7 protein-coding genes are annotated in these 12,131 nt (G+C 54.6%); 6 read left to right on the top strand and 1 reads right to left on the bottom strand.

What is annotated here, in order from left to right:
- Positions 1–19 precede the first annotated feature (19 nt).
- The 5 genes from O9139_RS30730 to O9139_RS30710 all read left to right on the top strand — a co-directional run bounded on the left by O9139_RS30730 (position 20) and on the right by O9139_RS30710 (position 8,663).
- Positions 20–1,195, top strand: coding sequence for an exonuclease SbcCD subunit D (locus O9139_RS30730; RefSeq protein WP_270885549.1), 1,176 nt, complete (start codon positions 20–22; stop codon positions 1,193–1,195).
- Between the two features lie 211 nt (positions 1,196–1,406).
- Positions 1,407–4,877, top strand: a complete 3,471-nt coding sequence (locus tag O9139_RS30725) for an SMC family ATPase (protein ID WP_270885548.1) — start codon at positions 1,407–1,409, stop codon at positions 4,875–4,877.
- A gap of 158 nt (positions 4,878–5,035) precedes the next feature.
- The gene (locus tag O9139_RS30720; RefSeq protein ID WP_270885547.1) at positions 5,036–6,133 is read left to right on the top strand and encodes a chymotrypsin family serine protease; all 1,098 of its coding nucleotides are present in this window, start codon (positions 5,036–5,038) and stop codon (positions 6,131–6,133) included.
- Between the two features lie 203 nt (positions 6,134–6,336).
- Positions 6,337–8,226 carry a stalk domain-containing protein gene (locus tag O9139_RS30715; RefSeq protein ID WP_270885546.1) on the top strand — a complete coding sequence of 630 codons (1,890 nt, stop codon included), beginning with the start codon at positions 6,337–6,339 and terminating at the stop codon, positions 8,224–8,226.
- The gene (locus O9139_RS30710; RefSeq protein WP_270885545.1) at positions 8,223–8,663 is read left to right on the top strand and encodes an NUDIX hydrolase; all 441 of its coding nucleotides are present in this window, start codon (positions 8,223–8,225) and stop codon (positions 8,661–8,663) included. The genes O9139_RS30715 and O9139_RS30710 overlap by 4 nt, the downstream gene beginning before the upstream one ends.
- Before the next feature lie 44 nt (positions 8,664–8,707).
- Here O9139_RS30710 and O9139_RS30705 read toward each other — a convergent pair whose 3' ends face one another.
- Positions 8,708–10,618, bottom strand: coding sequence for an FAD-dependent oxidoreductase (locus O9139_RS30705; RefSeq protein ID WP_270885544.1), 1,911 nt, complete (start codon positions 10,616–10,618; stop codon positions 8,708–8,710).
- 205 nt (positions 10,619–10,823) lie between these two features.
- Here O9139_RS30705 and rsgA point away from each other — a divergent pair, with 205 nt between their 5' ends.
- Complete coding sequence (gene rsgA / locus O9139_RS30700; protein ID WP_270885543.1) at positions 10,824–11,888, top strand: ribosome small subunit-dependent GTPase A; 1,065 nt, start codon at positions 10,824–10,826, stop codon at positions 11,886–11,888.
- The last annotated feature ends 243 nt before the right edge of the window (positions 11,889–12,131 follow it).

Here is a 12,131-nt window from a genome sequence, read left to right as displayed (position 1 = left end):
TTGATTGGAGGCGAGGGAAATGCGTGTTCTACATACGGGTGACTGGCATTTCGGGCGGACGTTGGAGGGGCGCAGCCGGCTGGAGGAGCAAAGCGCTTTTATGGATGAGCTAGTAGACTTGGTACACGATCAGGGGATCGACCTTGTCCTGGTCGCCGGTGATATCTATGATTCCGTGAACCCGCCTGCGGCGGCGGAACAGCTTTTTTATGAGGGGATTGCGCGACTCGCGGATGGCGGTAAAAGGCAGGTTGCGATCATCTCCGGCAACCATGATCATCCAGACCGGCTGGCCGCCTCTGGCCCGCTGGCTGCCAAACAGGGGATCACGCTAGTCGGCTTGCCTGTCGCGGACATCCAAACGATCGGCATCGCCCGTACCGGCGAGCTGGCCAAGCTGGCGGCGCTGCCGTACCCGTCCGAGTCGCGCCTCAAGGAGCTGTTATCCGCCGTGGCCGAGGAGGAGGCGCTGCGGAGCAAATACTCCGAGCGTGTAGCCTCGCTAATTCGCCAGCAGGCGGCGGCTTTTGAAGCGGGAACGGTGAACTTAATCATGAGTCACCTGTATGTGCTCGGCGGTCAAGAGACGGAATCGGAGCGCCCGATCCAGGTCGGCGGGGCTTATACGGTGAATACCGCTGCTTTTGAAGCGGGAGCGCAGTATGTGGCGCTGGGGCATCTTCACCGGCCGCAGATGGTGAAATCGGCGACAACGCCTATCCGTTACTGCGGCTCTCCGATCGCCTACAGCTTCTCGGAGGCTGGGCAGGCGAAGTCCGTGACAGTGCTTGATCTCGCGCCCGGACAAGCTGCAGATCCGCAGGAGATTTATCTTACTTCCGGCCGGCCGCTTGTCAGTTGGAAGGCGAAGGATGGCATCAAGCAGGTGTATCAGTGGCTGGAAGAGAAGCGTGACGCTACCGCTTGGATCGATCTGGAAATTACCATGACGGAAGCGATGTCTATGGAGCAAATCCAGTCGCTGCGCAAAGCGTACGACGGGTTCATTCATATCCGCCCGATTTACCCGGAGATGGAAGTTGTGCGGGCGTCAGCGCCACGGGCCGCTCTTTCTATGGAGGAGCATTTTACGCGGTTTTATTCGCGTCAAACGGGCGGGGCGCAGCCTGAGGCGGAGCTTGTGCAGCTATTTCTCTCCCTTTTGCAGGAGAGCGATGATGCACAGGCAGGCTAAGGTGGCGTAGGGCTAGGCTGCTAGGCGCGGTCAGCGAGCTACCAGTTTAGCGTTGAAAAACACGCTTAAGCCGGCGCAAAGATGTCTGACGCGTACTAGTCTCTGCAGTTTTTATCCAACTATAGCCTTTGTGGATAAGTTGGCACATTGTGGCCTATCCATTTTCGAATATCATTGAAAGAGCAAATATAGGGAAGGAGGACTTGCGCGAATGCGTCCAATTCAATTACAAATGTCCGGTCTCCAAAGTTATCGCGAGATGCAAACGATTGATTTTGACCTGCTGACGGAAGCGGGAGTGTTCGGGATATTTGGACCGACAGGCAGCGGCAAATCTTCAATTCTCGATGCCATTACACTTGCGCTCTATGGCAAAGTCGAGCGGGCAAGCGGCGGCACGCAGGCGATTATGAACCATGCGGAGCAAGTGCTGTTCGTTTCTTTTACATTTGAGCTGACGAATGCTGCCGGCACGGAACGTTATCGGGTGGAGCGGCAATTCAAGCGTGGTTCAGAGCTATCCATCAACGGCACGATCACCCGATTCCTGCATCTGAAAGGCGGCGAGACAATCGTTCTTGCCGATAAGGCGGGAGAAGTGAATCAGCAAGTACAAAGTGTGCTTGGACTCTCGATGCAGGATTTCACCAGAGCGGTCGTCCTGCCGCAAGGAAAATTTGCCGAGTTTCTGACGCTCACAGGCAAAGACCGCAGGCAAATGCTGCAGCGCTTATTTCATCTGGAGTCGTATGGCGACCAGTTAAGCGCCAAAGTCAGCGCGAAAGTGAAAGAAACGGACAGCGCTGTCAAAGAAATCGCTGCTGAGCAGCAGGGGCTGGGCGATGCATCCGATCAAGCTCTCGCAGAAGCGAAGGCGAAGCTGCTTGAAGCAGAGCGCGAGGCCGAACTGAGCCGAGGTGAGCTGCAGCGGCAGGAAGCTTCCTACGAGGAGCAGAAGCAGGTTCATCAGTGGCAGGTTGAAAAAGAAGCGCTGGAGCATCAGCTTCGCGAGCAGCAGGCGGAAGAAGCAAGCGTGCGGGAGAAGGAGCTGTTGCTGCAAAAAGCTGAACAGGCGGAGCGGGTGCGTCCGTATCTCGAACAGCAAGCGACGGCTTCCGCTGAAGTGCGCAGCAGCCAGTCGCAGCTGGAACTAGCCACAGCTGGCCATTTGTCAGCGGATACTGCCCTGCAGCAGGCCGCCGATGCCTTTGACCTTGCGCAGCAAGAGCTTGCGTCCGGAGAGGGGCCGTTGTTGCTGCGCTTGGATCAGCTGCAGCAAGCGCTGGAGCTGCAAAAGGAGCTCGAGCAGGTGCAGCTGCAGATCCAGACGGGGCAAGAGCAGGAGCGAGTCGCCAAATCCTCATTTGAGTCGACGCAAGCGGAGCTGAACAAAGCGCTGGAGACGAAGCAAAAAGCGCTGAATAAGCAAACAGAGCTTAAGGAGCAGTTGAAGCGGATTGAGCCGAATACGGTGCTTCGGCAGCTTTTGCAAGCGGCGGATCAAGCAAAAAAAGCGATCCAGCTGCTGGAGGCGCAAGCGCAGGAGGCGCGTCAGGAACGTGACGCCCGAAGCTCTGCGGCGAAGGCGGCGGAACAAAGGATTGTGCAGCTGGCGGAGAAGCGCTATGGCTTGCAGTCAAAGCTTACATATATGCTCCAGCAAACCAATCATCTATATCGCAGCTTAGAGCTGGAAAGCATACAAATCGCTGCATTTATTCCACGGCTGCAAACCGGATTGGATATTCAAAAAAAGCGATGGAAACAGCACGAGCGTCAAACGCTCGCAATCGTGCTTGCGGAGCAGCTCGTTGCCGGGGAAGCCTGTGCAGTTTGCGGATCTACCGAGCATCCGTCGCCGTTAAACAGCAGCAGTGGACACCACAATCATGAAGAGCTTGCCAAGGGACAAGCGACGTATGAAGAGGATCTGCAGCGTGTGCAAGAGCTGCTGCAGCTGGCGAAAGAGCTGCAGTATACCCATACCCTGCTCATTCAAAAAGTGGCAGGCCTCATTCAGCAAGCATCGCTATTGGCTTCGTCGGATGAACCTCATGCCGTGAATGCTGAAAAAGGCCTCCAACAAGAGTCGTTTCTTGCTGAAGCTGCGGTAACTATAGAGCAAACCGATCGCGACTTGGAAGTGGGTGCGCTGGAAGCGGCGTGGGCCACGCTGTTGACAGTCGTGGATGCCAATAAATCCCAGGTAGCACAGCAAGAGCAGGAGCTGCAAGCGGTACAGCGTGAACTTGCGCAAAGCGACCAGCAGCACACCGCTGTGGCTGCTGAGCATAAGGCGGCATCAAGCGTACTCGCTGATGCCGTTCACAAGCTGCTCGCCGCTGAGAAGAAGCTCAGCGAGCAGCAAGATTCTTGGCATGCCAGCTTTCCGCATCTGGCATGGGAGAGCATCGAGCCGCAGCTGGAAGAGCTGCTGGCGAACGAACGCGCCGCCGAAGAGCTCCGCGGCCGCATTGACAAAAGCATCCCGTTCCTTGACGGGCTGCTCAGCCAAATCGAGGAGCTCCAGCGGCGCGCCCTGGAGCAGGACAAAACAGCTCTGCAGCTGCACGAGCGGCTGCAGGGGATGGCGCAGCTGGCTGCCGACAAGTCGCGGCAGCTCGCGCTGCGCGCGCCCGGCGCCGCCGTGCCGCAGCAGATCGCGGAAGCGACCTCTGCGATCGAGCGGCTGCGCCTGCGGGCGCAGCAAACCAAGCTAGCGCACGGCACGGCGCTAGCGGAGCAGCAGCAGGCGGCACAGCGTCACAGTGCCGCCACAGAAGCAGCTGCGCTCGCAGCGCGGCAGCTGGCACAGGCAGAGCGAGCGCTGCAAGCGGCGCTCGCGGATAACGGCTTCGCGTCGCGCGAAGCCGCAGATGCGGCGGCGCTGGCGCCGGAGGTGCGCCGCGAATGGTCGGCGCTCGCGGCTGCGCATCGCGAGCGCGAGCAGGCGCTGCGGCACGGGCTGGCGCAGCTCGCAGCGAAGCTGCAGGGCCGCGTCGTGAGCGCGGCGCAGTGGGCGCAGGCGCAGGCGGAGCTGGCGGCTGCCAAGGCTAGGGCGGAGGCGTCGCTGGAAGCGCGCGCCAAGGCGGCGCAGGGCGCCGAGGAGCTCGCTGTGCGCCATGCGCGGTGGAGCGAGCTGGAGGCCCGCCGAGCGGAGCTGGCGGTGCTGCTGGAGCGGCTTGGCAAGCTGCAAGCCGTGCTGAAGGCGAACGCCTTCGTCGAGTATCTCGCCGAAGAGCAGCTCATGCAGGTCAGCCGCGCCGCCTCAGAGCGGCTGGGGGAATTGACGCGTCGCCGATATGCGATCGAGGTCGACTCCGGTGGCGGCTTTGTCATCCGCGACGATGCCAACGGCGGGGTCAAGCGCCCGGTCAGCACGTTGTCGGGCGGCGAGACGTTCCTGACATCGCTGGCTTTGGCGCTGGCGCTGTCTGCGCAAATCCAGCTGAAAGGCGAATATCCGCTGGAGTTTTTCTTCCTCGACGAAGGCTTCGGCACGCTCGATCAAGAACTGCTCGACATGGTCATCGGCGCACTGGAGAAGCTGCACATGGATCGCTTAGCCGTTGGCGTGATCTCGCACGTGCCTGAGCTGCGGGCACGCCTGCCGCGCAAATTGATCGTACAGCCAGCCGAACCGTCAGGTCGCGGCAGCCGTGTATGGATGGAAGAATTATAAGCACAAGTTATAAATCTGTTTTGGGCTAATCTATGGAGGGCGTTCCTCTATGGGCTAGCCTTTTTTTTGCCATAAATAATGGGAAATAGGTGCTGCCCTAATCAATCATGGCCAAGCAGGCATACACTGCAACATCTTGATGAAAGAGGAGTATGCGCATGGCAACTTTCTATGAGGCATTAAAGCACAAAAACCGGCTTTCCCCCACCCTGTTGAAGCGGGCTGAGGTGATGGCTGTGGGTGTCGGTTATGCGGATCCAAGCAATCCGTCACGCGGAGCAGGCGTTATCGTGTATACGCATAAAAAAGTGACGCCTTCGCACTTAACCAATCTCAAAGCGTCGCTTGTCAAAGCGGGTACAACGGTACCTGTACGTTTTATCTCTGCAGGCAAGTTCACGAACCATGTTGCGAAGCCGAAACCGAAAGCCTATAGACTGAAGCAAATTTTCAGAAACCGGATTCGTCCGGTACCTGGCGGTGTCAGCATTGGCAAACCCGATCCTTTTTCAACAGGAACAGCCGGCGTGATCGTGATTAAGAACAATCAGCTCTTCATTTTGAGCAATAACCATGTCCTCATCAAAAATAACTCCACTGCATTCTCCGCAACCGTACAACCTGGACCTGCCGATGCGCCTATTGCCGGCAATACGGTCGGTCGTGCGTTTCAATTCGTACCGCTGCGCCCTGGGCAAGTCAATTTCCAGGATTCGGCCATTGCGCTGCCGACATCGAACAGCTTGCTCAACCCCCGTTATCTTATCAGCGCTTTTCAACTTGTCACGGTGCCCGGTCATTTATTAAGCTATCCTGTCGGCTTGCAGGTCATGAAAACCGGACGCACGTCAGGATTTGTGCGTGGAACGGTGGAAGCGAATAACGTCGATGTGAACGTGACGTATGGTGGTTCGCTCGGAACGCTCCTGTTTCGCAACCAGTCAGTCATCGTCGGCAATAACGGCACAGCCGTCTCCCAACCAGGTGACTCCGGTTCGGTGTGGCTGCGCGCGAGCGACAGGTTTGCCGCAGCGCTTAATTTTGCCGGGAGTTCCGACGGTAGGCGTTCGATCAGCAATCCGCTCGGTCTTGTTATGTCGACATATGGCCTGCGCATCGCCATTCCTGCGGCAGGCGGAGGCTTTACAAGCGGTGCGATCAAAGGTGCAGCTCCACGAGGCAACTACAGCTATGTGCAGCCGTTAACACCAACACAGCGGGCACGCACGCGAGCTATCCTCGTGAAATCAAAATAAGCAGATCGACGGACTTCTTTTTCCGCTTCGTGGTGGACGAAGAAGTCTGTTTTCTTTTAGCATGGGGCTATCCTGCAAAAAGGTCATCATGATTCGGCGGGGTTTCCATGAATTTCTACCCGCAAACGTGCTACTTTCCTAGCCGAATCGCGTATTCATACTTGTTACATATTGAAGTTTTCAGCAGAACTGGGGTAGAATGGATGTTTATGAAAAATAAAAAAATAGTGCTGCTAAGCATGGCTGCCGGCATACTGGCCATGAGTTTGATGGCTGCGCCCATGCCTGTATGTGCGGATGCGATCTGGGATCGTTGGCAGCAGGCGGATTCGCTCGCAGCAGCCGGACAGACGGCGGAAGCGGCCGTTCAATGGAAATTTCTCGCTGACTACTATGCGGGAACAGGGGATTGGCAGAATGCCGCGCTCTTTAGTGGGAAATTAGATGCTTACTATGATAAAATCGGTGATTACGATCAAGCCATCCACTATTATGAGAGGGAGAATGCATTCTGGGTCAAAGCAGGCAAAGACTGGGGCGACGTTAAGCTCCAGCGGGCGGAGCAGATCCGCACGACGATCGAAGTGTACAGGCAGGATGCCGATCAGGAGCGGCTGCGCGCAGCGTCGCTGCCTGCCAGTGGTCAGCTGGCCAAATTCGAGCCTGCATACGGCGCTTATATTGGCATGTACTCGGAACAGGATCCGAAAGTCGGTAACTATTTTACCAACATCGATGATGTATACGGTAAAAAACATGCCATCTATCTCGCATATGCCCACTTTGGACAACCGTTTCCTACGATTTATGCGCAGCGGGCTAAGGAAGCAGGCGGTGCGCTGCAAATTGCCTGGGAGCCGGATGATGGCCTATCATCAGTTACGGACGGCGCCTACTTGCGCGAGTGGGCGCGGGCAGCGAAAGCCAGCGGCATTCCGATCTTTTTGCGGTTTGCTAGCGAAATGAATGGCAATTGGATCAATTGGCACGGGAATCCCGCTGCATACATAAGCAAATTCCGTATGCTGCATGACGTCTTTGCGGAGGAGGCGCCGAACGTTGCGATGGTTTGGAGCCCAAGCGATAACTATGAAAACGGCGATCCTTCCGTGCCCCCCATGCTTGCAACCAGCAATGTGGAACGGTTAACGCGGATCTACAACACTTACGCCGATCGCAAGCCGATTATGCTTAGCGAGACCGGGGTACCGCACTACTCCCATGCAACGGATGAAGACTTTACGGAATGGGCCAAGCTCAATTTGCAGCGGCTGTACGAAATTATGCCTTATAAATATCCGAGGCTGAAAGCCATTACCTACTTCAATGTTGATCAAGGCCAAGGAAAAGCCAGGAATGATTATTTGTTGAGCGATAACCACGAGATTCAAAACTATTACAGCCAATTGATCCGCAATCCGTATTTGCTCTCCAGTGTCTCCGAAGCAGCGCAGCCAGCAGACGGGATCGGTTATGTTCCCTTGGATGCGGATCATCAGACGTTTACGAAGACCATGAAGCTGATCCCATTCATCAAAATCCCCGACGTCTACATCGGAAAAGTGGAGTATGAGCTGAACGGCAGAGTACTTGCCGCGCAGAGCGACTTGCCGTACGGGCTTGAACTGCAGGCGGGAGCCGTGCCGGAGGGCTCTGTGTTGAAGATTCGCGTGTTCAACAAAGCTGGAAAACAGGTTGCAAGCAAATCATTTGGGGTTTCCTCGCAAATCGCCGTCGATGTCGATGGGGCAAGGCCGTCATTTACGCAAGCCCCGCTGAGCATAAGCGGCTCTACAATGGTGCCGTTGCGGGCTATCTTTGAAGCGATGGGAGCGGAAGTGAGCTACGATGCGACAACGAAGACGGTGACAGCGCAAAACGGCTGTACAGTTGCCGTCCTCTCGATCGATCAAACGACCGCCTATGTGAATGGCACGCAAGTCCAACTGGAAGTTCCTGCCCAGCTTGTGAACGGTTATACAGTCGCGCCGGCGCGATTTGTCGGCGAGGCGTTTGGCGGTCAAGTTTCATGGGATGGGAAGATGCGGACCGTAACCATTACGAAAGGGAAATTGAGAGGAGCTTCGAGATGAGTAAACGTTTTTTAGCGCCATTAGCTGTGCATGTTTTTTTGCGGAAAGGGGATCGCGTTCTATTGCTGCGCAGAGCCAATACGGGCTATGAGGATGGGAACTACAGCGTTGTCGCCGGTCACTTGGATGGGGAAGAGACCGTTGCTGCAGCGGCGGTCCGCGAAGCGCGGGAAGAGGCCGGGATCGAAATCGCTTTGACAGATGTGCGGGTTGTGGGCATCATGCACCGCCGCGAAAATGATGAGCGAGTCGATTTCTTTGTGGAAGTGGAGCGCTGGACCGGGGAGCCTGTCAACAAAGAGCCGCACAAATGTGACGAACTAGCCTGGTACTCCCTGCAGGAGCTCCCATCCAACATAATTCCTTATATTAGACGCGCTTTAGAAAATGCAAGTTCCGGCACTTTTTTTGATACGTTCGGCAAGTTTCCGGAATAGGAAAAGGCTCCATGTCCTGATGAAGGACACGGAGCCTTGTTTATTTATACGTGCGTTAGCGCTTGCTGCACTTCTTGGTTGACGGACATTGCCGCATTGCGGGCACTGGAGAAGGCGCGCTCTGCCAGCTCGCCTTTGCCGATGCAGCCGTCGCCGCAGAAGTAGAACGGCACGTTCTCGACGCGAGTCGGCAGCAGGTTGTTCGTCGCGATATTTTTCACGCTGGAAACCATCGCTTTCTTAGATACGCGTTTCACCGCGGTCACATCTTTCCAACCTGGGTAGTAGCGGTCGAACAAACCTTCCATCTTCATCGTTTTGTCTTCCAAGTACGCTTTGCGCTCTTCATCGCTGTCAAAGCGGTCTGCCAAGTAGGCGATCCCTTGCAGCAGCTGTCCGCCTTCCGGTACGAGTGTATGGTCTGTAGCCGAGACATCGCTGATGAACATTTTGTTGTCCATGTCGCTGATGTAGCTGAACGGGCGGGCTACTACTTGGCTAAGTCCAATGTCATAAACCATGACTTCCGTTGCCGTATTGCCTTCGTACGGTGCCAGGAACGGCTCCCATGCCGTACCTTTAAGCAGCTTCACGACTTGCTGAACCGGCATGGCAAAAATGACTTTATCGAAAGCTTCCTCGCGGTTTTTCGTCTGCAGGATAAACTTGCGGTCCGCATAGCGCAAACTGTCTACGCCTTCTTGCAGGGCGATTTCCCAACGGCCTGTCGCCGTCATCTTTTCCTTCAACTGGTTCGTAATAACAGCCCAGCTGCCAAGTATATAGTTAACCGGTTTACTGGACAGGAACAGGTTATGGTAGTATTCGCTAATGACTGCGCCGGACACTTTGCGAGCGTCTTCAGGGGCGATGAAGAAGTTGGAGCAGACAAGATGCTCCCACAGCTCTTTGACATCCTCATCCGCATTGGATTCAGCCAAATAATCCGCGAGCGTGTCATAGTTTTTGATGTTATGGATGTTGGCGATAATGGCGGCAATTTCACCGACAAATCGTACTTTTTGTGCCGTATTCAGTAAATCCGTTTTGAGTAGATTCATCGCGTCAAGCGGGGCTTGCGTCAATTGGTTATTCTTGGCATAAACGACTTTGCGCTTATCAACTTGCTTCGAGCTGAAAGAAAGACCCAATTCCTTTTCCATGACGGTTAAGGTGTGACGATCGATGCCATAAACGGCATGTGCGCCGTAATTGAGAGTGAAACCAGCTTTTTCATAAGTAAAAGCGCGACCGCCAAGCTGCGGACTGCGTTCAAATAAGATACCTTGCACATGTGGATTTTCAGATAAATACGCAGCCGCGGTCAAACCCGCCAAGCCGCCGCCAATAATTGCTACTTTCATTTTGTGTTCCTCCTTGGGGACTTGTTCCACCTGCAGCATAGCGCTCGGTCCTTGCGAACGGAGGCCTGCCCATAGCCAGGCTAAGTTGCTTTTCATCATGCTGAGTAAATCTGCTTCGTCCTCCGTGCACCATTTCAGTATCGTACCCGTGTACATACTGACAAGCAGCTCGATCTTTTGCGGTTCGGGCAGCCAGTGGAGCAAGCTTTCTGATAGTATGCGCAATTGCTGCTGTTCTTCTGCTTTTACCGTTTCATTTTGCAGCGATAATGCTTGTAAACTGCGAATCAATCGCGGATATTGGTTAATATTGGACGATAAGTCTAAAAACAATCGATTGATGTGGCCCTCAAGGGATTGCACTTGAGAAGGCGGCTGTTTCACCCATTCTTTAATAAATTCAATTTGCTTGCTGTAAATGGCGGTAATGATAGCGTCTTTACTTTTAAAATAATGGTAAAACGTCCCTTTGGACGTGCCGGTGGCTGCTATGATTTCGTCTACAGATACGTGCTCATAGCCTTTTTCCATAAACATCCTTAAGGCGACTTCCATCATCACATCCCGCTTTTTGCGGGTGGAGGCTCTCATGTAGGGATTCAACCGATCACTTCCATTCACCATTGGTTAATATATATTATAACCAGAATTAGACTCGCAGTCTACTGGAGAAATGACCATCAACCATTGTGTGTTCCTGGATAAAAATTGGTTAAAACAATTGTTTCCCGTGTGATGGGGAAATTACCGGAATATACTGTTGTTATACACAATATTGAGAGGATGAACCGGTAGATTGAAGTTAACTGATTTGGGATGGAATCCCTTTTTTGAAGAGGCCTTTAAGCCTTACGAGCAAGATGAGTTTACAGCTGGACGTGTCTCCCTGGAGCACAAGCATATGTACCGTGTGCAAACGGAGTCAGGCGAAGTGCTGGCGGAAGTCTCGGGCAAAATGCGACACAACGCCCTACACCGTGAAGATTATCCCGCTGTTGGCGATTGGGTCGTACTGTCTGTCCGGCAGGAAGAGCAGCGAGCGACGATTCATGCGGTGCTGCCGCGCCGCAGCAAGTTCTCGCGCAAAGTTGCCGGCCAAGTGACGGAAGAGCAAATAGTGGCGACGAATGTGGATACCGTCTTTTTGGTGACAGCGTTGAATTTGGACTTCAACGTCCGGCGTATCGAGCGGTACTTGGTGCTCGCATGGGAGAGCGGCGCGAATCCGGTAATCGTGCTGAGCAAAGCCGACCTCTGCGCCGATGCCGAGGAGAAGGCAGCCGAAGTGGAGGCTGTGGCTGTAGGTGTGCCGATACACATCATCAGCTCCGCTGAGAATCGGGGATTAGCTGAGCTCGCGGCTTATATCGCACCTGGCAAGACCGTGGCGCTTATGGGCTCCTCGGGTGTCGGCAAGTCTACGCTTGTGAATCGGATCTTCGGTGAGGAGATTTTGGAAACCGGAGATATCCGCCACGGGGACGATAAAGGGAAGCACACGACGACGCACCGTGAGCTGCTTGCACTGCCAGGAGGCGGTATCCTGATTGATACGCCAGGCATGCGGGAGCTGCAGCTGTGGGACGCCGCCGAAGGCCTCAGCACCTCTTTTCAAGATATTGAATCTCTAGGGGCCGATTGCTTCTTTCAAGATTGCCAGCATAACAATGAGCCGAACTGCGCGGTTAAACAAGCCCTCCATGACGGCACGTTAGCACAGGAGCGGTTTGATAGCTATCTGAAGCTGCAAAAAGAGCTTGCCTATTTGGCCCGTAAGGAAGATAAAGTCTTGCAGGCTGCGGAGAAAGCCAAATGGAAGAAGATTCATCAAACGGCGAAAAAGCAGTTCAACCGTTTTTGAGCGTTTTAAATGGCATTCAGTAGCCTTTTGCCTACTGCGGAATATACTTTTTCCATATCCCTACTACGGATACCCTTATCCGTTCTTTTGGCCGCGGCGGCGGTTTGCCCGCCAAGTGCTGCCGCTGGCAGCGCTGCTGACTTTATCGCTGCTTCCGTATTATTAAGCAGCTGTTCGCTGGAGCAATTTCAGACGCGATTGGAAGCAGGAGAAACATCATGCTGGGCATGGTGTTTCTTTTTT

Source organism: Paenibacillus aestuarii (genome assembly GCF_027789125.1).
GTDB classification, from domain to species: Bacteria; Bacillota; Bacilli; order Paenibacillales; family NBRC-103111; genus Paenibacillus_E; species Paenibacillus_E aestuarii.
The sequence above is the reverse complement of the archived record's forward strand: the minus strand, read 5'-3'. Positions and strand labels throughout refer to the sequence as shown.

Excerpts from the sequence above, each read along its gene's own strand:
- O9139_RS30710 (WP_270885545.1), top strand. The coding sequence starts at position 8,223 with ATGAGTAAACGTTTTTTAGCGCCATTAGCTGTGCATGTTTTTTTGCGG.
- O9139_RS30725 (WP_270885548.1), top strand. The coding sequence starts at position 1,407 with ATGCGTCCAATTCAATTACAAATGTCCGGTCTCCAAAGTTATCGCGAG.
- O9139_RS30730 (WP_270885549.1), top strand. The coding sequence starts at position 20 with ATGCGTGTTCTACATACGGGTGACTGGCATTTCGGGCGGACGTTGGAG.
- O9139_RS30705 (WP_270885544.1), bottom strand. The coding sequence starts at position 10,618 with ATGAGAGCCTCCACCCGCAAAAAGCGGGATGTGATGATGGAAGTCGCC.
- O9139_RS30720 (WP_270885547.1), top strand. The coding sequence starts at position 5,036 with ATGGCAACTTTCTATGAGGCATTAAAGCACAAAAACCGGCTTTCCCCC.
- O9139_RS30715 (WP_270885546.1), top strand. The coding sequence starts at position 6,337 with ATGTTTATGAAAAATAAAAAAATAGTGCTGCTAAGCATGGCTGCCGGC.